The sequence below is a fragment of the Parasphingorhabdus sp. genome, assembly GCF_039982395.1.
Lineage (GTDB): Bacteria > Pseudomonadota > Alphaproteobacteria > Sphingomonadales > Sphingomonadaceae > Parasphingorhabdus.
In genome coordinates, this window is the sequence record NZ_JBDWYO010000006.1 from 635,395 (window position 1) to 658,002 (window position 22,608).

The 22,608-nt window shown below is 53.8% G+C and carries 26 protein-coding genes, 1 tRNA gene and 1 pseudogene; 8 read left to right on the plus strand and 20 right to left on the minus strand.

What is annotated here, in order from left to right; genetic code table 11:
• Nucleotides 1-3 precede the first annotated feature (3 nt).
• The 13 genes and pseudogenes from nuoI to efp form a co-directional block, all read right to left on the minus strand.
• On the minus strand, nt 4-489 hold the full coding sequence (gene nuoI, locus ABJV08_RS13205; protein WP_348039787.1) for an NADH-quinone oxidoreductase subunit NuoI: 486 nt from the start codon (nt 487-489) through the stop codon (nt 4-6).
• The gene (nuoH, locus tag ABJV08_RS13210; protein WP_348039786.1) at nt 486-1,544 is read right to left on the minus strand and encodes an NADH-quinone oxidoreductase subunit NuoH; all 1,059 of its coding nucleotides are present in this window, start codon (nt 1,542-1,544) and stop codon (nt 486-488) included. The genes nuoI and nuoH overlap by 4 nt, the downstream gene beginning before the upstream one ends.
• Complete coding sequence (locus ABJV08_RS13215; protein ID WP_348039785.1) at nt 1,544-1,762, minus strand: hypothetical protein; 219 nt, start codon at nt 1,760-1,762, stop codon at nt 1,544-1,546. The genes nuoH and ABJV08_RS13215 overlap by 1 nt, the downstream gene beginning before the upstream one ends.
• Nucleotides 1,759-3,774, minus strand: a complete 2,016-nt coding sequence (nuoG, locus tag ABJV08_RS13220) for an NADH-quinone oxidoreductase subunit NuoG (RefSeq protein ID WP_348052455.1) — start codon at nt 3,772-3,774, stop codon at nt 1,759-1,761. The genes ABJV08_RS13215 and nuoG overlap by 4 nt, the downstream gene beginning before the upstream one ends.
• Nucleotides 3,767-4,348 carry a hypothetical protein gene (locus ABJV08_RS13225; RefSeq protein WP_348039783.1) on the minus strand — a complete coding sequence of 194 codons (582 nt, stop codon included), beginning with the start codon at nt 4,346-4,348 and terminating at the stop codon, nt 3,767-3,769. Before ABJV08_RS13225 ends, nuoG begins: the two co-directional genes overlap by 8 nt.
• Entirely contained in the window at nt 4,345-5,667 is a 1,323-nt protein-coding gene (gene nuoF, locus ABJV08_RS13230; protein WP_348039782.1) for an NADH-quinone oxidoreductase subunit NuoF, read from the minus strand. The genes ABJV08_RS13225 and nuoF overlap by 4 nt, the downstream gene beginning before the upstream one ends.
• A 96-nt stretch (nt 5,668-5,763) precedes the next feature.
• Nucleotides 5,764-6,429 carry an NAD(P)H-dependent oxidoreductase subunit E gene (locus tag ABJV08_RS13235; protein ID WP_348039781.1) on the minus strand — a complete coding sequence of 222 codons (666 nt, stop codon included), beginning with the start codon at nt 6,427-6,429 and terminating at the stop codon, nt 5,764-5,766.
• On the minus strand, nt 6,429-7,661 hold the full coding sequence (locus ABJV08_RS13240; RefSeq protein ID WP_348039780.1) for an NADH-quinone oxidoreductase subunit D: 1,233 nt from the start codon (nt 7,659-7,661) through the stop codon (nt 6,429-6,431). The genes ABJV08_RS13235 and ABJV08_RS13240 overlap by 1 nt, the downstream gene beginning before the upstream one ends.
• A gap of 17 nt (nt 7,662-7,678) precedes the next feature.
• Nucleotides 7,679-8,284: pseudogene (locus ABJV08_RS13245) on the minus strand (NADH-quinone oxidoreductase subunit C); the annotation flags it as partial.
• 1 nt (nt 8,285) lies between these two features.
• A complete protein-coding gene (locus ABJV08_RS13250; RefSeq protein WP_348039865.1) occupies nt 8,286-8,801 on the minus strand; it encodes an NADH-quinone oxidoreductase subunit B family protein in 516 nt (171 codons plus the stop codon).
• A 47-nt stretch (nt 8,802-8,848) separates the two neighbouring features.
• Nucleotides 8,849-9,223 carry an NADH-quinone oxidoreductase subunit A gene (gene ndhC, locus ABJV08_RS13255; RefSeq protein ID WP_348039779.1) on the minus strand — a complete coding sequence of 125 codons (375 nt, stop codon included), beginning with the start codon at nt 9,221-9,223 and terminating at the stop codon, nt 8,849-8,851.
• 104 nt (nt 9,224-9,327) lie between these two features.
• Nucleotides 9,328-10,146 carry an inositol monophosphatase family protein gene (locus tag ABJV08_RS13260; protein ID WP_348039778.1) on the minus strand — a complete coding sequence of 273 codons (819 nt, stop codon included), beginning with the start codon at nt 10,144-10,146 and terminating at the stop codon, nt 9,328-9,330.
• A gap of 129 nt (nt 10,147-10,275) precedes the next feature.
• Entirely contained in the window at nt 10,276-10,836 is a 561-nt protein-coding gene (efp, locus tag ABJV08_RS13265; protein ID WP_348039864.1) for an elongation factor P, read from the minus strand.
• Between the two features lie 151 nt (nt 10,837-10,987).
• Between efp and ABJV08_RS13270 the strand changes: the two genes are divergently transcribed.
• The gene (locus tag ABJV08_RS13270; RefSeq protein WP_348039777.1) at nt 10,988-11,233 is read left to right on the plus strand and encodes a hypothetical protein; all 246 of its coding nucleotides are present in this window, start codon (nt 10,988-10,990) and stop codon (nt 11,231-11,233) included.
• On the opposite strand, the gene thiE is transcribed toward ABJV08_RS13270, so the two are convergent.
• Genes thiE through tkt form a run of 6 tightly spaced genes read right to left on the minus strand, consistent with a single transcriptional unit; the run spans nt 11,230 to nt 17,710 of the window.
• Nucleotides 11,230-11,868 carry a thiamine phosphate synthase gene (gene thiE / locus ABJV08_RS13275; protein ID WP_348039776.1) on the minus strand — a complete coding sequence of 213 codons (639 nt, stop codon included), beginning with the start codon at nt 11,866-11,868 and terminating at the stop codon, nt 11,230-11,232. The genes ABJV08_RS13270 and thiE overlap by 4 nt on opposite strands.
• A 6-nt stretch (nt 11,869-11,874) precedes the next feature.
• Nucleotides 11,875-12,552: an O-methyltransferase gene (locus tag ABJV08_RS13280; RefSeq protein ID WP_348039775.1), complete on the minus strand. Its 678-nt coding sequence runs from the start codon at nt 12,550-12,552 to the stop codon at nt 11,875-11,877.
• A gap of 23 nt (nt 12,553-12,575) precedes the next feature.
• The gene (locus ABJV08_RS13285) at nt 12,576-13,463 is read right to left on the minus strand and encodes a fructose bisphosphate aldolase (RefSeq protein ID WP_348039774.1); all 888 of its coding nucleotides are present in this window, start codon (nt 13,461-13,463) and stop codon (nt 12,576-12,578) included.
• Nucleotides 13,464-13,484: 21 nt separating this feature from the next.
• Nucleotides 13,485-14,681 carry a phosphoglycerate kinase gene (locus ABJV08_RS13290; protein WP_348039773.1) on the minus strand — a complete coding sequence of 399 codons (1,197 nt, stop codon included), beginning with the start codon at nt 14,679-14,681 and terminating at the stop codon, nt 13,485-13,487.
• Nucleotides 14,682-14,700: 19 nt separating this feature from the next.
• Nucleotides 14,701-15,705, minus strand: coding sequence for a type I glyceraldehyde-3-phosphate dehydrogenase (gene gap / locus ABJV08_RS13295; RefSeq protein ID WP_348039772.1), 1,005 nt, complete (start codon nt 15,703-15,705; stop codon nt 14,701-14,703).
• A 37-nt stretch (nt 15,706-15,742) separates the two neighbouring features.
• Nucleotides 15,743-17,710: a transketolase gene (gene tkt / locus ABJV08_RS13300; RefSeq protein ID WP_348039771.1), complete on the minus strand. Its 1,968-nt coding sequence runs from the start codon at nt 17,708-17,710 to the stop codon at nt 15,743-15,745.
• 202 nt (nt 17,711-17,912) lie between these two features.
• Here tkt and ABJV08_RS13305 point away from each other — a divergent pair, with 202 nt between their 5' ends.
• The 4 genes from ABJV08_RS13305 (at nt 17,913) to ABJV08_RS13320 (ending at nt 19,515) form a co-directional block, all read left to right on the plus strand.
• Nucleotides 17,913-18,101, plus strand: coding sequence for a hypothetical protein (locus tag ABJV08_RS13305; protein WP_348039770.1), 189 nt, complete (start codon nt 17,913-17,915; stop codon nt 18,099-18,101).
• A 1-nt stretch (nt 18,102) separates the two neighbouring features.
• Complete coding sequence (locus tag ABJV08_RS13310) at nt 18,103-18,426, plus strand: cell division protein ZapA (RefSeq protein WP_348039769.1); 324 nt, start codon at nt 18,103-18,105, stop codon at nt 18,424-18,426.
• A gap of 229 nt (nt 18,427-18,655) precedes the next feature.
• Nucleotides 18,656-19,222 carry a 5-formyltetrahydrofolate cyclo-ligase gene (locus ABJV08_RS13315; RefSeq protein ID WP_348039768.1) on the plus strand — a complete coding sequence of 189 codons (567 nt, stop codon included), beginning with the start codon at nt 18,656-18,658 and terminating at the stop codon, nt 19,220-19,222.
• A gap of 14 nt (nt 19,223-19,236) precedes the next feature.
• Nucleotides 19,237-19,515: a DUF2842 domain-containing protein gene (locus tag ABJV08_RS13320; protein ID WP_348039767.1), complete on the plus strand. Its 279-nt coding sequence runs from the start codon at nt 19,237-19,239 to the stop codon at nt 19,513-19,515.
• On the opposite strand, the gene ABJV08_RS13325 is transcribed toward ABJV08_RS13320, so the two are convergent.
• Nucleotides 19,494-19,570: transfer RNA gene (locus tag ABJV08_RS13325), tRNA-Asp, on the minus strand. The genes ABJV08_RS13320 and ABJV08_RS13325 overlap by 22 nt on opposite strands.
• Nucleotides 19,571-19,906: 336 nt before the next feature.
• Here ABJV08_RS13325 and ABJV08_RS13330 point away from each other — a divergent pair.
• From ABJV08_RS13330 to ABJV08_RS13340, 3 genes are all read left to right on the plus strand, one after another.
• Entirely contained in the window at nt 19,907-20,956 is a 1,050-nt protein-coding gene (locus tag ABJV08_RS13330; RefSeq protein WP_348039766.1) for a hypothetical protein, read from the plus strand.
• A 21-nt stretch (nt 20,957-20,977) separates the two neighbouring features.
• Nucleotides 20,978-21,442: a hypothetical protein gene (locus ABJV08_RS13335; protein WP_348039765.1), complete on the plus strand. Its 465-nt coding sequence runs from the start codon at nt 20,978-20,980 to the stop codon at nt 21,440-21,442.
• A gap of 66 nt (nt 21,443-21,508) precedes the next feature.
• A complete protein-coding gene (locus tag ABJV08_RS13340; RefSeq protein WP_348039764.1) occupies nt 21,509-22,564 on the plus strand; it encodes a hypothetical protein in 1,056 nt (351 codons plus the stop codon).
• Nucleotides 22,565-22,608: the final 44 nt, after the last annotated feature.

A 22,608-nucleotide genomic window follows, 5' to 3' on the forward strand; every position in this document is an offset into this window, starting at 1 on the left:
GCCTTAACGATAGGGCGCATCGGCGGCAAGATTTGCCGCGATTGCCCGCTCCCATTTGTCGCCATTTTCCAGCAGCTTCGATTTGTCGTAAATCAGTTCTTCGCGCGTTTCCGTCGCATATTCAAAATTCGGTCCCTCGACGACCGCATCAACCGGGCAAGCCTCTTGGCAGAAGCCGCAGTAGATGCACTTTGTCATGTCAATGTCATAGCGCGTGGTGCGGCGCGAACCGTCTTCGCGCGGCTCGGCTTCAATCGTAATCGCTTGCGCCGGACAAACCGCTTCACACAGCTTGCACGCGATGCAGCGTTCTTCCCCGTTGGGATAGCGGCGCAAAGCATGTTCACCCCGGAACCGCGGAGAAATAGGATTTTTCTCGTAAGGATAGTTGATCGTTTTCTTCTTCTTGAAGAAATATTTCAGCGTCAGAGCATGGGCGCCGATAAACTCCCAAAGAGTGAAGGCCTTGATATGTTGTGCGATACTCATAGCGGCAATCCAAACTTGTCTATCATCACATATCCGCTGACCAGCACGACCCAGATCAGACTGAGCGGCAGGAATATCTTCCAGCCCAGGCGCATCAATTGGTCATAACGGTAGCGTGGCACCGTCGCCATCACCCAGCTGAAGATGAAGAAGAAAAAGAACATCTTGCCAAACAGCCAGAAGATGCCCGGAATATCGAACCAGGGAATCCAGTCGACGTCCAGCGGCGGCAACCAGCCACCCCAGAAGAGGATCGCATTCAGCGCGCACATCAGCAGGATATTGGCATATTCGCCAAGCCAGAACAGAGCGAAGGACATGGAACTATATTCAGTCTGGTAACCGGCAACCAGCTCGCTCTCCGCTTCGGTCAGGTCGAACGGATGCCGCGCGGTTTCCGCCATCGAAGCGATCAGGAACACGACGGCCATCGGGAACAACAGCGGGTTCGCGCCATAGGCGTTGATCATTCCGAAAATATGGCCTTCTTGCGAAAGAACGATTTCGGACAGATTGAACGTACCGGCAAACAGCACCACGGAAATCAGGATGAAGCCAATCGAGACTTCATAGCTGATCATCTGTGCGGCGGCGCGCATTGCGGAGAAAAACGGGTATTTAGAGTTACTTGCCCAACCGGCAATCACCACGCCATAGACACCCAGCGAGCTGATCGCGAGAATGTAGAGCAGGCCGATATTGATATTGGCGAGCACCATGCCATCGCCAAATGGGATAACTGCCCAGGCCAGCAAAGCTACGGTGAAGGTGATGATCGGCGCCAGCAGGAACAGCCCCTTATTGGCGCTCGACGGAATGATCGTTTCCTGAAGGAACACTTTCAAACCATCGGCGAAACTCTGCAGCAGACCGAATGGCCCAACCACATTGGGCCCTTTGCGCAGCGCCATCGCTGCCCAGATTTTCCGGTCGACATAGATGATCATCGCAACGGCCAGCATTAGCGGCAGTGCGATCAAGAGGATCAGGGACAGCGTGCCGACAAGCCAGCCTAGCTCGGCGCCGAGGAAAGTGGATTGGAGAAATTCGGTCATCAGTCGCCTCCTCCGCCGCAATCGCCGCCGATATCTGTCTCGCCAAGGCCGTATGAGCTATATACTGGTCCTGACGTTCCGACAGCGCCGCCCATTCGTTTTAGCTTCGTGAACCGCTTATATTTTCTATCTGACAGCCAGATTGAGGCACGGACAATCAAATAGAAGCCAATCAATGACAATAGAATAGCGGCGGCGACTATCAAAACACTGATCATTCTGCCGCCTCCATCAACTCGTCATCGGCGTGCAGCAATTCGGCAGAACAGCGCTGCATCGTAGCACTCGCACGGGCGATGCTATTGGTCAGGTAGAAATCCTTGACCGGAAGAACTCCCTGCCCTTTTGGCTTGTCCGGCAATCCGGTTGGCGGTGACCATTCCAGCGTTACCAAGCCTTCTGCAGCCAGTTCGGGATGATCCTTCGCCATTTTGGCGCGCAGTTCATCAAAGCTGTCAAATGGCAGTTTCTTAGCCATCACATCGGACAAGGCCCGCAATATGCTCCAGTCTTCGCGCGCATCGCCCGGCGCAAAAATCGCCTTGTTCGAACGCTGCACACGGCCTTCCAGATTGACATAGGTGCCGTTTTTCTCGGTATAGGCCGCCGCAGGCAAGATGACGTCTGCCGCATGGGCGCCGGCATCGCCGTGGTGACCGACAAAGACTTTGAAGCTATCGCTGAACGCTTCGTAGTTCATTTCGTCCGCGCCAAGAGCGAAGAGCAATTTCGGCTTCTTTGCCGCAATCGCCTTGATGCCGCCGTCATAAGCATAGCCGAGCATCAGACCGCCGGTGCGCGAAGCACCGATATGCAGGACATTGAAACCATTCCAACCGTCACGAACCAACTTATATTTGGTCACCAGCTTCAGAGTCGCGCCATGCGCGCCCTCTATGCTCAACGCTCCGCCGCCAAGAATGATCGCGGGCTTTTCCGCGCCTTTCAACGCATCGGCGACCGCTTTGGGTAGCTTTGTTAACAAGCCCATATCATCACCCAGCCATTCCACCGGATAGGTCTGGTCGGTTTCCGGACCGATGCCGAATACTTTAGCGCCGCCCTTGCGGACCGCTTTGCGGATACGGGTGTTGACCAAAGAAGCTTCCCAGCGCGGGTTGGTCGAAACCAGCAGGATCACATCCGCTTCTTCGATACCGGCGATGGTCGAATTGAAATTCACAGAGGCAAGATTGGAAACATCATAGGAAAGGCCGGTCTGGCGCCCTTCCAACATATCCGATTTCATCGATTTGAGCAGCTTCTTCGCCGCGTACATCGTTTCGCAATCCACCAGATCACCGGCGATGGCAGCCACGGAGCTCCCTGCTTTCACGTCGGCGATAGCCTGAAACGCTTCGTTCCAGCTAGCCTCTTCCAGCTTGCCGTTCTTGCGCAGATAAGGCTTGTCGAGACGGCGCTTCATCAGGCCATCTACGGCATGGCGCGTTTTGTCGGTCGCCCATTCTTCATTCACGTCATCATTCACGCGTGGCAAAGCGCGCAGCACTTCACGGCCACGGCTATCGATACGGATATTGGTGCCAACACCGTCCATCACGTCGATGCCGAGTGTCTTAGTCAATTCCCAAGGACGTGCTTCAAATGCATAAGGCTTGCTGGTCAAAGCGCCCACGGGGCAAAGATCAACAACATTGCCGCTGAGTTCGCTGTGCACTGCGCCTTCGAGATAAGAGGTGATCTCCATCCCTTCGCCGCGGCCGATAGCGCCAATTTCTTCAACGCCGGCGACTTCTTCGCTGAACCGGACACAGCGGGTGCAGTGAATGCAGCGGGTCATGGTCGTCTTGACGATCGGTCCCATATATTTCTCGGTAACCGCGCGTTTATTCTCTTCGTAGCGCGATCCGCCCTTGCCATAAGCAACGCTCTGGTCCTGCAAATCGCATTCGCCGCCCTGATCGCAAATCGGGCAATCGAGCGGGTGGTTGATCAACAGAAATTCCATCACCCCTTCGCGGGCCTTTTTGACCATCGCGCTGTCGGTGCGGATTTCTTGCCCTTCGGCAGCGGGCAAAGCACAACTCGCTTGCGGCTTTGGTGGTCCAGGCTTTACCTCGACCAGACACATGCGGCAGTTGCCGGCGATACTCAGACGCTCATGATAGCAGAAACGCGGAATTTCCTTGCCCGCAAGCTCAGCAGCCTGCAGCACAGTCGCGCCCTGTGGGACTTCCAGTTCGATACCATCTACGGTGACTTTAGGCATCAGAGAGACTCCCATCGGGATTGATTACTTGGCAATCTCTAGTCACCTCGCCCTTATCCTTCGGAACAATACGAAGGCCCTGAGGTATCCGCACAACCTTGTCGATTTGAGAAAGGTAATCAAAGTACTGCTGATGCACTACAAGATCGTCTCCTGCTGCATTCCGTTTCACAATATCAACTAAAAAAGTGCGCTTTTCACCTTCCTCGTCCAACATCGAACTGGAGCATCGAAGCACCTGAAGATCAGATGAGGGTTCGTTTGGTACTTGATCCGGTCTCAATCTGGATAACCGTTTTGAAAGCGATTTCCATTTTGGCTCTTTGTTGGGCGACAATTCTTTTGCAGAAACGTCATTACAAATCGCAAATATCCGGTGCCCTAAAACCACCGACTTGTCTGCAAAGTCGCTTCGCCATGTAGGAGGAGTCAGCTTAACCCAGGCCTCTGCCGACTGGGGCGCACTGTCCCATACGCAAATCGCCCAATTCTTATCGCCAACTTTGGCCTCGATTACGTTGGGAAAAAGAAATGTAATCAAAATCCCAAAAACTGCTCCAGACAAAATCTTCACTCTGCCGCCTCCAGCACTTCTGCGCCTTTGTTTTCGTTTATCCGCCGCTCCATTTCTGGACGGAAATGCCGGATCAGCCCTTGGATCGGCCAAGCCGCTGCATCGCCGAGCGCGCAGATGGTGTGGCCTTCGACCTGTTTGGTGACTTCATAAAGCGTGTCGATGTCGCCGATTTCCGCGTCGCCATCGCGCATTTTTTCCATCACACGCCACATCCAGCCTGTGCCTTCGCGACATGGCGTGCACTGGCCGCAGCTTTCGTGCTTGTAGAAATAGCTGAGCCGCGAAATAGCGCGAACGATGTCGGTGGACTTGTCCATCACGATGACTGCTGCCGTACCAAGGCCGGAACCCACGTCTTTCAGACCGTCAAAGTCCATAGGCGCGTCCATGATCTGCTCCGCCGGAACCAAAGGCACCGACGAACCGCCCGGAATGACCGCCAGCAGATTGTCCCACCCACCGGTGATGCCGCCGCAATGTTTCTCGATCATATCCTTGAACGGGATCGACATGGCTTCTTCAAACACGGCTGGCTTTTCAACATGTCCGGAGACTTGGAAGAGCTTCGTGCCATGATTGCCTTCGCGGCCAAAGCTGGCGAACCAACTCGCGCCGCGCCGCATGATCGTCGGGACTACCGCGATTGATTCAACATTGTTCACCGTCGTCGGGCAACCATAAAGGCCTGCACCGGCCGGAAATGGTGGCTTCAGCCGTGGCTGGCCTTTTTTGCCTTCGAGACTTTCGATCATCGCGGTTTCTTCGCCGCAGATATAGGCGCCAGCGCCCCGGTGGACGAAGACATCGAAATCATAGCCGGATTTGGCGGCATTCTTGCCGATCAGACCCGCGTCATAGGCTTCGGCAACCGCCGCCTCCATGACTTTCGCTTCCATGATATATTCGCCGCGAATGTAGATATAGGCGGCGCGCGCGCGCATCGCGAAACCGGCGATCAGCGCGCCTTCGATCAGCTTATGCGGATCATTGCGTAGGATTTCACGGTCCTTGCAACTGCCGGGCTCTGATTCATCGGCGTTGATGACGAGAAAGCTTGGCCGTGGATTGCCCTGGCTGTCCAGAGGCGCTTCTTTCGGCATGAACGACCATTTGAGACCGGTTGGAAAACCTGCCCCGCCGCGTCCGCGCAGGCCGCTGGCCTTCATTTCCTCGATAATCTTGTCATTGCCGAGCTTTATAATATCGACAGTCTTGTCCCAGTCACCGCGATGCTGTGCGGCCTTCAAATCATAGGATTGAAAGCCATAGACATTGGTGAAAATGCGATCTTTGTCCTGAAGGAAATCAAATGCCATTATTTTTTCCTCCGTCGGCCCCAGAGACCGCCCGCGATGCCAATGATGACAACGGCAAGTCCGATCCAGCCTGCATATCCGTCGACTTGCATGGCATCACCACTCTTTCCGGTAATCGTGATTGGCGTTGACCATTTCATCCAGACTGGTGGATGGACCAACAGGCTCGCTGGTCTGGCGTCCGATTTGCGAACCGACTTTGATTTTCTTGTCCGCCGCGAGATCTTCGAGAATGCCCGTCATGATATCAAAATCGAGATCTTCGTAATTGTCGTCGTTAATCTGGACCATCGGTGCGTTGGAGCAATTGCCCATACATTCGACTTCGGTCAGCGTGAACAGGCCGTCCGGCGTTGTCTTGCCTTTGTTCAGGCCTTTGTTCTTGCAGGCTGCCATCACATCGTCGCTACCGCGCAACATGCAGGGCGTGGTGCCGCAAACCTGCACATGGAAACGGCCAACCGGCGCGAGATTATACATGGTGTAGAAGCTGGCCACTTCATAGGCCCGCATATAGGGCATATCGAGATAGGCAGCGACATATTCGATCACCGGAACCGGCAGCCAACCTTGGGTTTTCGTGTCCGCTCCAACCTGCCGCTGGGCAAGATCGAGCAGCGCCATAACCGCCGATTTCTGACGGCCAGCAGGATATTTCGCAATCTGCCATTTCGCGAGCTTCTCATTCGCAGGCGTAAACGCAAAATCACCCCATTTGGCGCGCGTTTCGATTTCGTCGGGAATTGTAGGTGCTTCAGCCATTATCGGTCACATTCTCCAAACACGACATCAATCGCACCCAAAATAGCGGTGGCGTCCGGCAGCATATGGCCTTTGGTCATGAAATCCATCGCCTGCAGATGCGAGAAGGCGGTCGGGCGGATTTTGCAGCGATAAGGCTTGTTGCTGCCATCGCTCACCAGATAAACGCCAAATTCACCTTTGGGGCTTTCGGTGCCGACATAGACTTCGCCGGCGGGAACGTGAAAGCCCTCGGTGTAGAGCTTGAAGTGATGGATCAAAGCTTCCATCGACTGCTTCATCTCGCCGCGTTTCGGCGGAACGATCTTGCGGTCGGTGGAGGCAACAGGTCCATCGGGCATTTCATTCAGGCACTGGCGCATGATCCGTGCGGACTGCCGCACTTCCTCGACCCGCACCATGAACCGGTCATAGCAGTCGCCCTTGGTGCCGACCGGGACTTCAAAATCCATCCGGTCATAAACATCATAAGGCTGCGACTTGCGTAGATCCCAGGCAACGCCGCTGCCGCGCAATACGGGACCGGAAAATCCCCAGCGGATCGCATCATCCTGCGACACGGTGGCGATATCGACATTGCGCTGCTTGAAGATACGGTTGCCAACAACAAGGCTCATCGCGTCGTCGAACAAGACCGGAAATTCATCCAGCCAGTCGGCAATATCGGTGAGCAGCTTCAACGGCACATCCTGATGCACGCCGCCGGGCCGGAACCAGGCGCTGTGCATGCGGGCGCCGCTGGCGCGTTCAAAAAACTCGAGGCACTGCTCGCGAATTTCAAACACCCAGATATTTGGCGTCATGGCGCCAACATCCATGACATGGGCACCGATGTTGAGCATGTGATTACAAATGCGGGTCAGTTCGGCAAAGAGCACGCGCAGATATTGGCCGCGCAATGGCACTTCGAGATCGAGCAATTTCTCGATCGCCAACACATAGCTATGCTCCATGGCCAGCGGCGAACAATAGTCGAGCCGGTCAAAATAGGGCAAGGCCTGCAAATAGGTCTTATGTTCGATCAACTTTTCGGTGCCACGGTGGAGCAGACCGATATGTGGATCGACGCGCTCGACCACTTCGCCATCCAGCTCCATCACCATACGCAGCACGCCGTGGGCTGCGGGATGCTGGGGACCGAAGTTGATCGTGAAATTCTGAATTTCCAGATCACCAACCGTCGGGTCAGCCCCGTCAGCGATATGGTCCATTTCGTCGAGATAGTCGCTCATTTCGCGTCTCCCTCTTCACTTTTCTCGTCACCCGGCAGGATATAATCTGCACCTTCCCAAGGGGACATGAAATCGAAACTGCGGAAATCCTGTGCCAATTTCACTGGCTCGTAAACAACCCGCTTGGCTTCTTCGGAATAGCGCATCTCGACATAGCCGGTCAGCGGAAAATCCTTGCGGAACGGATGGCCCTGAAAACCATAGTCGGTCAAAATCCGGCGCAAATCCGTATTCCCGTCAAACAGCACACCATACATGTCGAACACTTCGCGCTCGAGCCAACCAGCGACTTCCCAGATATGGGTGACGCTCGGCACGGCGTTATCCTCATCGGTCGTAACCTTGACCCGGATACGGTGGTTCTTGGTCAGGCTGAGTAAATGGTAGCAAACTTCAAACCGTTCAGGCCGGTCCGGATAATCGACGCCGGCGATTTCCACCAGTTGCTGATATTCATGCTTGTCGCGTAGCTTGTCCAAAACCGTCGCAAGCTTCTTGCGCTCGACCGTAAAACTAATTTCGCCATAAGCCTCGACCGTGTCGATCAGGGCAGCGCCAATAGCCTTGCCGAGCGCATCAGCAACGCCTTCGTTGCTGGAGATAATTGGTGCACTATGTCCCATATTAGCGCTCGAACGTCCCGGTGCGACGGATCTTCCGCTGCAACTGCATCACGCCATAAAGCAAAGCTTCGGCGGTTGGCGGACATCCCGGCACATAGATATCGACAGGAACGATCCGGTCACAACCCCGAACGACGGAATAGCTATAGTGATAATAGCCGCCGCCATTGGCGCAGCTACCCATCGAGATCACATATTTCGGATCAGACATCTGGTCATAGACCTTGCGCAACGCCGGCGCCATTTTGTTGCAGAGCGTACCCGCCACGATCATGACATCCGACTGACGCGGGCTTGCGCGCGGCGCAGCACCAAAGCGCTCCATGTCGTAGCGCGGCATATTGACGTGGATCATTTCGACCGCGCAACAGGCCAGACCAAAGGTCATCCACCACAAGGAACCGGTCCGCGCCCAATTAAACAGGTCTTCGGTTGATGTGACAAGAAAACCCTTGTCGTTCACTTCCGAATTCAGGTCCTTGAAAAACGCCTCGTCGGGCTGGGTATCGGGACGCATAGGCGTGCCGTCGGCATTCAATATAGCCGAACCACTGGTATTAGCCTCTAATCCCACTCCAGTGCTCCCATTTTCCATTCGTAGATAAAGCCAACCGTCAGGATCAGAAGGAAGACCATCATAGAGCCCCACCCCAACCATGCGGTTTGATCGAGCGACACGGCCCAAGGAAACAGAAAGGCTGCTTCTAGATCGAAAATGATGAACAGGATTGCCACTAGATAGAAACGCACGTCAAATTGACTGCGGCTATCTTCAAACGCGGGAAACCCGCACTCATATTCCGAGAGCTTTTCCGCGCTCGGGTTATGGGTTCCGGTCAATCGCGACACGCCCATTGGCAAGAACACGAATGCCGTGGACAAGCCTGCGGCCACGAACAGGAACAAAAATATCGGTGCATATTCGGAAAGATCGATCACTGAAGACTCGTTTCGCTAATATTCGAGCCGCTTTTAGGCAGTGGTTCCGCATGCCGCAAGGACGAATTGGCTTAAATTTAACCCAATTTGCAAGCTATTCGCGCTTATAGGAGAGACTTAGCCAATATCCGGTGCAACTTGCTGTGCAATGCCTCGTTCGAGGCCAATATTTCGCCCTGACCAATTGGTTGGTCGCCGCCCGTATAATCGGTGACAAAGCCACCGGCTTCCCGAACCATCAAAATGCCAGCCGCAACATCCCAAACTTTCAAGCCCGCTTCCCAGAAACCGTCATAACGGCCGGCGGCAAGCCAAGCCATATCTAAGGCAGCCGAGCCGTTGCGGCGGATACCGGCCACTTGCGGTGCCACGGCACCAAAAATTCTTGCCCATTCGCCAAGATCGCCATGGCCTTTGAAGGGAATGCCTGTGGCAATCACGGATTCCGAAAGATCACGCCGTGCAGATACCCGCAAGCGCCTTTCACCAAGCCATGCCCCCTTGTCCATTTCCGCCCACCAGGTCTGGTCGTTGAGCGGTTCGTAGATCAAGCCACTGGTAATCTTGCCCCAGCCGCGACCATCAAGCGTGCGCTCTTGAACAGCGATAGAAATCGCAAAATGGGGGATTCCGTGAAGAAAATTGGTCGTGCCGTCGAGCGGATCGATGATCCAGCGCGGCTTGCCTTCCTCACCTTCGATCATCCCGCCTTCTTCTAGAACAAAGCCCCAACCCGGACGAACCTTCAGCAACTCGTCATAGAGAATCCGTTCCGCGCGCATATCCGCTTTGGATACAAAGTCCGCAGGCCCCTTTTTGGAAACCTGAAGATGCTCTACTTCACCAAAGTCCCGGCGCAGACGCGATCCGGCCTTGCGCGCGGCGCGTTCCATGACGGTGATAAGGGCGGAATGTGCTGGCATTTAATTGTCTCCCCCCTCCTGTTTACGGGAGGGGCTGGGGGTGGGTCTATCTATTTTTCAAAGAGCGGGCGAGCACATAGTCCTGCCCACCCCTACCCATTCCGTGAACGGAACGGGAGATTTTCATATTTACTTCTTGCCGACATACTCGCGGGCATAGACATCGACAATGACACGGGTTCCGGCCGAAATAAAAGGCGGCACCATGATGCGGACGCCATTGTCTAGAACAGCAGGTTTGTAGCTGGATGACGCCGTCTGGCCTTTTACCACGCCGTCAGCCTCTACAATTTCTGCCTCAATATGATCGGGCAATTGCACGGAAATTGGCTTTTCTTCATATAGTTCCAATTGCACATCCATGCCATCCTGCAGGAACTCTACCGCGTCGCCGAGCAAGTCGGCAGGCAATGTGATCTGTTCGTAATTTTCTTTATCCATGAAGGTCAGCATATCGCCGTCTGCGAAAAGATACTGAAAGGTCTTCGTATCCAGATGGACTTTCTCGATCGTGTCTGCGCTGCGAAAACGAACATTTGTCTTGCGTCCGTCTACGAGATTTTTCATCTCGACCTGCATATACGCTCCGCCCTTGCCAGGCTGGGTGTGCTGGATTTTGGCAACCTTCCAAAGACCGCTTTCATAATCCAATATGTTGCCGGGACGGATATCTACACCGCTGATTTTCATCGCTAGTCTCGCTTGATAGATTGCTTGATTGACCGGCGCTGTAATCTGCTGGCCGATAATAGGCAAGCCCAGTGACTCCAAAAGCCTGCGCGATCGTGCACAAGTCTTTTCTGTACAATACGCCGAATCGGCCTGCGGCTAATAGAAGATCATGGTACAGACAGAAATCAAACCGTCCCAACGCTTAGGTAAGAATACGAGACCGCATAAGGGCAAGGTCATTGCCTCCGGCTTGTTTGGCTATTCAATTGACGACAGGAAAATCCAAGCGTTCAAGCCGACTGAGGGCTATTTGCGTGACATGGAACAAATGCCCCATTTCTCTCCGCCATCTGCCAGCCGCTTCGCCGCGCAATATCTGGCGTCCAATATTGGTAAAACGCGCAGTTCTTCCTAGGACTTCTCGCCCACGTCTAACTTGGCAGCAAATTTGCGGACCGCCTGGGCTGCCCCGTCAGAATCATGCCAGACCGCGCCACTGACCGCCAGAAAGTCTGCACCGGCATCAATGAGGGGCTGACAATTTTCCGGCGTGACCCCGCCTATGGCGACACAGGGAATTTCCATCATCGCTGACCACCATTCCAATATGTCCAGTTCCGGCTTGTGGTGCGTCTCCTTGGTCTTGGTCGGGAAGAAAGCACCAAAAGCCACATAATTTGCGCCACCCTCGCCCGCTTCCATCGCGAGATGGCGGCTATCATGACAAGTGATACCGATCTGCACATCCAGACCGAGTTCCGCCCGCGCATTCTTCAAATTTTCGTCGCTTTGTCCGAGATGAACGCCATCCGCCCCAATTTGCTTGGCCAGAGCAATATCGTCATTGACGATGAATGCGACGTCAAATTCGTCACATATGACTTTCAGCGGCGCGGCAAGCTCGGCCGCTTGCTCTGGATTGACGTCTTTCACGCGGAACTGAAACGCGGCAACCGGCCCCGCGGCAAGAGCATTTCTCAATTGATTTGGAAAGTCACCACCGGTCTCCAGTGGGGAAATCAGATAGAGTTGGCAGGGAATATCATGCATATTTGTTCATCCTTCCCTGACGACTGCCATCAGGAAACCATCCCATTTTTTAGAGCCGACGGTTTGAATAGCCGTGGCGTCCACGTTCGGGTGATTTTTAAGAGCCTCATATAAACTGCGTGTGCCGGGCACTTTCGGATCGTCGCTATCCGGATCGATCACGCCGCCCTTGCGCACGACATTGTCGAATATCAGCATCGCCCCCGGGCGAGCCAATTGTATCGCATAGTCCAGATAAGCGGCATAATTTTCCTTATCCGCATCGACAAACACTAGGTCAAACGGCCTTCCGCCCTGGTCCAACAGGGTTTCCAGCGACCCGATTGCCGCTCCGACGAGAATCTCGACCTTGTCGCCTTGCCCGGCATTTTGAATATTCTGACGGGCAACCTCCGCATAGCTGGGTTCCAGCTCCAACGTGACCAATTGTCCGTCAGCAGCCAGGCCGCGCGCCAAACAAATTGCCGAAAATCCGCCCAATGTCCCGATTTCGAGAATGTTCTGGGCCCGAATGGAACGCGCCAGCAGTTCCAGCATCCGGCCTTGCGCGATCGAGACATCTATCGATGGCAGGCCGGCGGCCAGATTGGCGGCCAAACAAGCATCCTGCGCAGGATCCTCGCCGATCAGATGCTCGACGATATAATCATCAACATCGGACCAGCGCGGATCTGTATCTTGCAAAATAGGTTCCTTGATAGGGCGCCCTAGGCGATGGAAGCCCGATAGATCTGGTCGATCGCGGTGCCGAGCACGGAGTCAAATTCCTCGTCGCTTTGCGAAACGCGCACATCTTGCAACAATCCGCGGCTGAAGCTTGCGATCATGCCGTTGTTTTTGGTCAGCTGTTCACAAGCATCATCGGTTGAATAGCCGCCGGACAGCGCCACCAGTCGAACAACTTTCGGATGGTCGATCAGCGATGCGTAGAGATTGGATTCGACCGGGATAGAAAGTTTCAGCATCACCCGCTGGTCATCCGCCAGTGCATCCAGTTGCTTGGTCAGTTCGCCGAGGAGAATTTTGTCGCATTCCGCGCGCTCGTCGCTTTTGATATTCACTTCCGGTTCGATGATCGGAACCAGGCCATTGGCCAATATCTGTTTGCCGAAGGCGAATTGTTGCGCGACATTGGCGGCAATGCCTTCTGCATTGGCCTTGTTGATGACCGACCGCATCTTGGTGCCGAACATGCCTTTGGAGACCGCATGCTGGCATTGATCATCAAGGTCAGGGATCGGCTTCATCAGCTGAACACCATTTTCTTCGTCGGCCAGTCCCTTGTCGACTTTCAGGAAAGGCACAACACCGCGATCCCACAAGGCTTCAGGAACGGGCTTGCCGCCTGCTTCACCGTTCATGGTTTTTTCGAACAGGATCGCACCGATGATCTTGCCATTGCCAAAGCTGGGCGCGGTGATGATGCGGCTACGCATCTTGTGGATCAGCCCGAACATCTCGTCGTCGTTGGAAAAGGAATCTTCGCCAATACCGTAGCCCGCGAGCGCTTTCGGCGTCGAGCCACCGCTCTGATCCAGCGCGGCAATAAAGCCCTGCCCGTTTTCAATCTTGTTCATCATTTCGCTATTGGCCATTTTTGGATTCCTATTAAATTTTCAATTGGTTCGTTTCAATGCTTCGACGCCGGGCAAGACTTTGCCTTCCATCCATTCCAGGAAAGCGCCGCCCGCGGTCGATACAAAACTAAAATCATCTGCTACACCGGCATGGTTGAGTGCGGCGACCGTATCACCACCCCCAGCAACAGAAAGCAACTGTCCTTCTTTGGTCAAAGCAGCCGCCGTTTGTGCCAAAGCGACGGTCGCCAGATCGAAGGGCGGCGTTTCAAACGCGCCCAATGGACCATTCCAAACCAGAGTTTTACAGGTCTTCAGGACGTCGGACAGAGCCTCGACCGCTGCCGGACCGATATCGAGGATCATTTCATCGGCTGCAACCTCGTGGACATTCACCGTCCGGGTCGGTGGATTGGGGGCGAATTCCTTGGCCACCACCACGTCATAAGGCAGATGCACTGTGCAATTGGCCTTGTCCGCCGCCTCCAATATAGCATTTGCGGTATCCGCCAGATCATGCTCGCACAGAGACTTTCCGACATTCACGCCCCGCGCCGCCAAGAATGTATTGGCCATGCCACCACCGATAATTAGATGATCTACTTTCTCAACCATCTGCCGTAACACATCGAGTTTACTAGAAACTTTAGCACCACCCACAACAGCGGCGACGGGATGTTCGGGATCCCCGAGCGCCTTGTCCAGGGCGGTGAGTTCACGTTCCATCGAGCGGCCCGCATAAGCCGGCAGATGGTGGGCAATGCCTTCGGTTGTTACATGCGCCCGGTGGGCGGCCGAAAAGGCGTCATTGACGTAAAAGTCACCAAAAGACGCAATCGCCTTGGCCATGCCCGGATCATTTTTCTCTTCACCCGCTGCAAAACGGCTATTCTCGATCACGGTGATGCTGCCGTCGGGCAAGGCTGCAATCGCGTCATTGTCAGGACGCTGCATGAAACCGACGTCACGCCCCAGAACCGCAGCCAAAGGCGCTACCACAGGCTCCAAGGAATATTCCGGCATATATTCCCCTTTTGGACGACCGAAATGGGCGAGCAAGAGCAGCTTCGCACCCTTTTCCGCCAATTCGGTCACCGTCGGCAACAACGCTTCAAGCCGCGTATTGTCGCTCACTTTGCCATCCGCCATCGGCACGTTCAAATCAACGCGGATCAAGCCGCGCTTTCCTTGAACTTCACCAATTTCATCAAGCGTTTTAAAGTTGTTACCGGACATTATTGAGAACCCTTACGAATCAAAGAAAGCTTGCCATTACCTTGGCAGTATCAATCATCCGGTTTGAAAAGCCCCATTCATTGTCATACCAGCTAACGACCCGGACAAGCTTGCCGTCCATCACCGTTGTTTCTAGGCTATCGACCGAACTGCTTGCCGGTTGATGATTAAAGTCGCTTGATACCAGCGGCTTATCTTCAAAGACCAACACGCCGTTCATAGGACCGTCAGCCGCGGCTTTGAGCGCTCCGTTGATTTCTTCAACCGTTGTATCGCGGCTTGGCGTGATGACCAGGTCCACAAGACTGACATTCGGTGTTGGCACCCGCACGGATGAACCATCTAGCTTGCCGTTCAACTCTGGCAATACCAAGCCGACAGCGCGAGCAGCACCAGTGGTCGTCGGGATCATGTTGGCCGCTCCGGCGCGAGCACGACGCATGTCACTGTGCATCTGGTCGAGGATCCGTTGGTCATTGGTATAGCTGTGGATCGTGGTCATGAAACCGCGCTCGATGCCGACGGTATCTTGCAGCACCTTGGCAATGGGTGCCAGGCAGTTTGTCGTACAAGATGCATTAGAAACAATGACATCGGATGACGTCAAGACATCGTGATTGACTCCATATACGACCGTTTTCAAATCACCTTTTGCAGGTGCGGAGATCAAAACGCGTTTTGCGCCAGCATCAATATGTGGCTGCGCAGCATCTTTGGATTGGAAAAATCCGGTGCACTCCAGAACGATATCGATGCCCATTTCAGCATGTGGCAAGTCACCAGGATTGCGTTCAGAGGTCACGGCTACTTTCTTACCATTGACCATGATGTGATCACCATGCGCTGACACTTCACCAGGAAAACGACCGTGGACACTGTCATAGCCGAACAGCAGCGCATTGGCGTCTGCATCCGCGAGATCGTTGATGACGACCAGTTCAAAATCATCATCATCGCGCTCGAGGATCGCCCGGGCTACGAGACGGCCGATGCGGCCAAATCCGTTAATTGCTACTTTTGTCATCGATATTGCTCCTTTGAATTCAAATAAGTGGCTCTTTTTAGCCGATTTTTTCTATTATCTGCGGGGTGATTGCATCTGCGGTCAGCCCGAAATGCGCGAAAAGATCACCAATCGGCGCAGAAGCTCCGAAACTGTCGATCCCGAAACGAAGCCCGTTCAGACCGGTATAGCGCTCCCAACCGAATGTTGTACCGGCTTCTATAGAAACCCGCAGAATATCATCGCCGCCCAATATATCTGCTTTATACGCATCTGATTGGGCATCGAACAATTCGGTACAGGGCATCGAAACAACATCGGCTCCGTGCCCGGCGGCTTCTAATTTTGCTGCAACATCCATGGCGAGCGACACTTCAGAACCCGTGGCAACAATTGTTACCTGTTTCTTACCAGACGCATTTTTCACACGATAACCGCCTTTTTCACAAAGGTTTACGCTGACGTCATGGCGGATGGGCGGGAGCCCCTGGCGGGTCAAAGCAAGGGTCGAAGGGCCAGTTTTGTTCTTCAAAGCGAGCGCCCAGCACTCTGCGGTTTCAATCGCGTCGGCGGGCCGGAACACGGTCATGTTCGGCATGAGACGAAGGCTCTGGACATGCTCAACAGGTTGATGGGTAGGCCCGTCTTCGCCGAGACCAATGCTGTCATGAGTCATCACATACACCACGCGCGCGTTCTGGATCGCAGAAAGGCGCATCGCACCGCGACAATAGTCGGTGAAGACCAGGAATGTACCGCCATAAGGAATGACCCCGCCATGCAAGGCCATGCCGTTCATTGCTGCGGCCATTCCGAATTCACGGATACCATAATAGATATAGCGGCCAGAATAGTCATCTTTGCTCAATGGCGCGGTCGAAGGCGTCTTCGTATTGTTTGAACCGGTTAAATCGGCGCTTCCGCCGAGCATCTCGGGCAACGCCTCGGTAATCGCTCCGAGAGCCATTTCGGATGCCTTGCGCGTCGCGACCTTCGGTGGATCTTTCGCCAGGCCTTCCAGATAGTTTTGCATGGCACTATCGTCCGGCAGCTCTCCAGCCATGCGCCGTTCAAATTCACTGGCTTGTGCATGTCCGTTCAACCGCTGGGTCCATTCCGCTCTAGCAGCCGCCCCCTTTGCCCCTATTTGACGCCATGACGTCAATATATCCTCTGGAATTATAAAGGGTTTATGGTCCCAACCCAAAGCTGCACGGGTGCCGGCAATCTCGTCATCACCAAGCGGTGCGCCATGGGTTGCAGAGGTACCCTGCTTGGTCGGAGCACCATAGCCAATCACAGTCTTGCAAGCGATCAAAGAAGGCCTTGGATCAGCTTCCGCTTCGCTGAGTGCCTTGCGAATATCGTCGAAATCATGTCCATCGCAGGAAACAACATGCCAACCAGAGGCTCTATAGCGGGCAGGAATATCTTCGCTTGTCGATAATTCCGTTCCACCATCGATAGTTATACCGTTATCATCCCAAAGAACATTAAGTCTTCCGAGCCCCAAATGCCCCGCTAGACCAACCGCTTCGTGGTTGATCCCTTCCATCAGACAGCCGTCACCGGCAATCACCCAGGTTTTATGGTCAACCAGATCGTCGCCGAACAAAGCATTTAGATGACGCTCGGCAACCGCCATGCCGACTGCGGTGGCAAAACCCTGTCCCAGCGGTCCGGTTGTCGTTTCAACGCCTTCCAGCTTGAAATTTTCAGGGTGGCCGGCACAAGGTGAACTAATCTGACGGAAATCCTTGATATCCTGCAGCGTAGGGCGTGCATATCCGGTAAGATGGAGCAGCGAATAGATCAACATTGAGCCATGGCCGGCTGACAATACAAACCGATCGCGATCCGCCCATTTCGGCGCTTCCGGGTCATATTTCAAGAAATCGCTAAACAGCACCGTCGCTGCGTCCGCCATGCCCATAGGCATGCCTGGATGGCCACTATTGGCTGCTTGCACCGCATCCATGGAAAGCGCTCTTATGGCGTTTGCCATGTTCTTTTCGGTAACAGTCATGACTGGTCTTTTCCCCCGGGGTTGGCGCGTATGAAAAACGCAACAATATGCTGCGATTCGCTATTTTGCCTCCTCCTTTGATGGCCCAGCCACGCGGCGTCAAGGTTCGCTTTTCCCGATCTTATGTTTACGACAGTGGAATAGATTGATAGCAAGGAAAGACAGGAACTTACCTGTTGGAAGCAAGCTATGGAAAACGCTCATGGACAATGAACAAGTCATCCTTGCGATAGGCCGCATTGAACGCGCGCTCAGCCGCATAGAATTGGCAAAAAGTGCAACCAAGGACGAGGTCGACCCTGCATTGCAGGCGCGCCACGAGGCGCTGAAAGTGGAGATGAAGCAGGCAATCCAGACAATAGACGGCCTGATCGCCCGGCAGGAGCACTAATATGGCCCAAATGACTCTTGAAATCGGCGGACGAGCCTTCACTGTTACTTGTCAGGACGGCGAAGAATCCCATCTTACCAAACTCGCAGCCATGGTTGATGAAAAGGCACGGGATTCCGGCGATCCAACGGGATTGACGGAAAGCCGGATGCTCTTATTCACTTCGCTTTTGCTCGCCGACGAGCTGCACGCTGCCAAATCGACAGCCAGTCAACCGGCCGGAGCCAAGCCCCCTGCCCAACCCGATCCACTGGATCAGCAGGCAATTGCAGCCTTGGAAAAACTAGCAGATCGCGCGGAACAACTGGCAAACAGCCTTGAGTAACTGATGCATGACGCCTAGATGGGTTTTGACGGGTACTGTCTGGCACGAGCTAGAAAGCGAACATCCCTGAGGCGATATAACATTCAAGGGAGCTGTCCCTGTACGGATTGCGGGCATTTTTGATGCCGGGTCCGATGCATATGGCGCCCACCTGACGTAATAGGCGTCAGAGGATTTTCCGGAAAACGACCAAGATGGTCCCGTCACTTTTCCAAAGAAAGCACAATTTTTGAATAGCTTACGTGACAATAAGAAGAGATTACGCGAAGAATATAGAAGGCGACGAGATGCCTTTGTTGGCCAGCTGGATATTGCCAGTCGCAACTTGTCTTTCCGTCGGCCTCCCTCCCCGCTCGCCCGCCTGATCGAACCCGTTCAAATTGTTGCGCTCTATCGAAGCGTAGGATCCGAGGCTCCCACTGAACGAATAATCGAATATTTGACCGAAATTGGGGTCAAAATAGCATTGCCCCGGGTAACAGAGGGTGATTCTCTAGAGTTTCGATTGGTTGCGGGCACGGACATGCTGGTCTCCGGCTTCAAAGATATCCCTGAACCTGACGAAACATGCCCATTGGTCGATCCGGATGTGATCATTGCACCGCTTGTGGCTTTTGATCGCTCGATGAAACGACTGGGCCAGGGAGGCGGATATTATGACCGAATCTTTGAAAAACATCCCGATATACCTCGCATTGGGCTTGCTTGGTCGGTGCAGGAAGCCAGTGACATACCCACCGAAGCGCATGATGTACCCCTGCATATGATCGTTACAGAATGTGAAATAATTGAATGACTTAGGATGACGCCATGACCGCAGAAACTGATAAAAACTTACAAGATCAACCGAGCTGGAGAAAGCCAGCTGGGATAATCCTGCTGCTAATATTGATTCTGCTATGGTGCGGCATTGCCGTAAATATCATCGATCAGCTTAGCGGGCTAAACTTCTGGCTACAGATGCCCGCATATGTGATTCTGGGAATCGGATGGATTTTCCCCGTCCGACCTTTGCTGACTTGGATGAATTCGGGGGCTTTGCGCCATCTCCCAGAAAACAAGGGAAATGGCGCGAGTGACGAGACTTGAACTCGCGACCTCCGGCGTGACAGGCCGGCGCTCTAACCAACTGAGCTACACCCGCATATGCGCCTGCAATGGCGGTTGAGCAGCGCAAGTATAAGAGCGCTGCATCCCTGTCAACAACACTCTTTCGATTATCCTACATAATTCGGTTTCGGGCCCAATTTGGGGCTCAAAACAGCAGGCGCGCCGTCAAGCCTCTTCCAACGCCAGTTTTTCTCAAAAGTGAATTCATATTACATTTGTTACAACTGGTTACGGTTATCATTGGGTTAACCACAGCGAAACAATTGCTTAATTAACCAGACTATTTGGCAGTTTTCTGGTCTTTTGAACCTATAATTTTTCATGGCGTCATTTCGCGTCCGTTTACGAAATATTTGCCTTTCTTCTCCATATGAACGGCATGAAATATGCACGAACACAGAATTGCGAGCGATCATCGCTTTCATTTGCGGGTCTAACCGTCAGCCGCCATTTGGCGCTTGCGGTTGGCACAGCATCCCTCGCAATGGCTTCAACAGCAGCTCATTCTGCTGGTACGGTAGCCGGAACAGATATTATCAACGTGGCGCAAGCCTCATTTGATGCACCTGGAGGCGGCCCTCCGGTTGTAATCGATTCCAATATCGTAACGATCAAGGTCGATGAATTGCTGGACGTTACCGTCGTATCCAGCGATCCGGGCGATGTTGTCACATCCCCGGGATTGACCGCACAGGTGCTTACCTATCAGGTCACCAATACCGGGAACGGCTCAGAAGCCTTCACTTTGTCAGCCGACACAGCAAAGCCGGGCGACGAATTCGACACAACTTTTGAACAGATCATTCTCGATACGAACAACAACGGGGTCTATGATCCAGGCGTTGATACGATTTACACGCCCGGAACCAATGATCCGGTTCTGGCCCCCGATGAAAGCGTCACGGTTTTCATTCTTTCCAGCATTCCGGCGTCGGTCAGTGACGCGGATCGCGCTGAAATCGAGCTTTCTGCTGTAGCCGTCACCGGCAACGGAACGCCAGGCGACGTATTCGCCGGTCAGGGCGATGGTGGTGGCGATGCCGTCGTTGGCTCAACCGGAGCGGATGACGAAGCCAGCGGCTTTTTCGCGATACAATCAGCGGAAGTGACGCTGGTCAAAAGCGCGACCATCACCGATCCTTTTGGCGGAACGGAAGCCGTACCCGGCGCTGTGATCGTCTATCAACTGGTCGCAACGACCGTCGGTACCGGCAATCTAGTCAATCTCTCAATCACCGACGATATTCCAGCAGACACTACATATAATGCCGAAAGCATCACGCTGGAAGGCGCGCCACTGGGCGACGCTCCAGGCGACGGCGACGCCGGATCCTTCGACGGCAGCGAAATTGCAGTGTCCCTGGGCACCGTTCCCGGTGGGCAGACGCGCACCATCACCTTTCAAGTCACCATTGACTGATATTAATCGGGATATAGCAGCATGTTAAAACGATTTTTCATCGCAATCGCACTGGTAATGCCAGGCACAGCCCTAGCGGCCAATAGCGTCAGCCTATCAAGCGAAGTCTTTGTCGAGCGCAAAGTGGCGAAGCCGAACGGTACCACTGCAGTGGTACTCGAGCAGCCAAAAACAGTCATTCCTGGCGATAACCTTGTGTTTGTCGTCAACTATAAAAATGTCGGCAGCACGCCGGCTACAGATTTCTCTGTTACCAACCCGCTTCCAAAGGCGATTGCCTTCAATGGAACGGCTGATGGCACTGAAATTGTCTCCGTTGACGGAGGCAAGTCTTGGGGGGCCCTATCGGCCCTCACTTATTCGAGCGACGATGGCAATGTTCGTCCCGCTCTGATGGCCGACGTGACGCATGTAAAATGGAAATTTAATCGTACACTTTCCGTAGGTTCGGGAGGAAAGCTAATCTTTCGTGGCACTGTCAAGTGAGCACAAACCGTCTAGGACTGCCGCGGGGTTAAGGCAGTCCAAATTAAAGTGAAACAGGAGACAGTAATGACCAGTAAACTGAAACTTCTCGTTGCAACAAGTGCCTTGGCTGCGGCAACGTTGGGTGCAAACCCAGCGTTTGCGGCAGATCTAGGTACAGATGCCGGAACGAGTATTACCAACAACGTAAGTGTAGCCTATAGTGTAGGGGGAACATCCCAGACAGCTGAAACGGATAGTGACACGTTCGTGGTCGATCGCAAGGTCAACCTCACCGTGACAAAAACCGATGCCGTGAACACAATTGTTGCTCCAGGGCAAACACAGCAAGCGGTTACCTACACGGTCAGCAACCAAACCAATGACACGATCGACGTATTGTTGACGTCTGAAAACCTTGGTGGCGATGATTTCGACACCACCGGTGCGGTTACCTACTACCTCGACGATGGCAATGGTATCTTTGATGGTGCTGACACGTTGCTGACATCTATCGAAGATCTGGCAGAGGATGATTCTGTCGTAATCCACCTCGTCACAGATATGCCAGGTGCTATCGTTACCGGCGATGTTGCCAATGTCGCTCTGATCGGACAAGCGGCCGATACATCGGGCGTTGCATTTGTCGACAACTCAGGTGATGTTGATGACGCTGCAGTCGTTCAAAACGTCTTCGCAGACGTCGCCGGCACCGCAACCGGTGATGGCGCGAATGATGGCTATCACAGTGACACAGACACCTATGAGGTTTCTGCGGCTGCCATTTCGGTTCTGAAAACGAGCCGTATTGTTAGTGATCCCATCAGTGGCACAACCAATCCCAAAGCCATTCCGGGCGCCGTTATTGAATATTGTATTTCAGTAGCCAACGCCCCGGGTTCGGGTACGGCAACCGGTGTAACCATCACGGATACGCTGCCAGTTGATGTGAGTGGTAACGGTATCACTTATGTCGCGAGTTCGATCCTTGTGAACGCAACGGCCACCATTTCTGGTTCAACCCAGACCTGCACCGGCGGCGCTGCAGGTGGTACCTTCGCGGATCCAACCGTTAGTGGCACCTTGTCTGACATTGCGGGCGGTACAAACCGTGCAATGATCTTCCAAGTGACCGTAGACTAAGAAATGTTGAAAACGGCGGCAAACTGGTAAAATTCGCCAGTTTG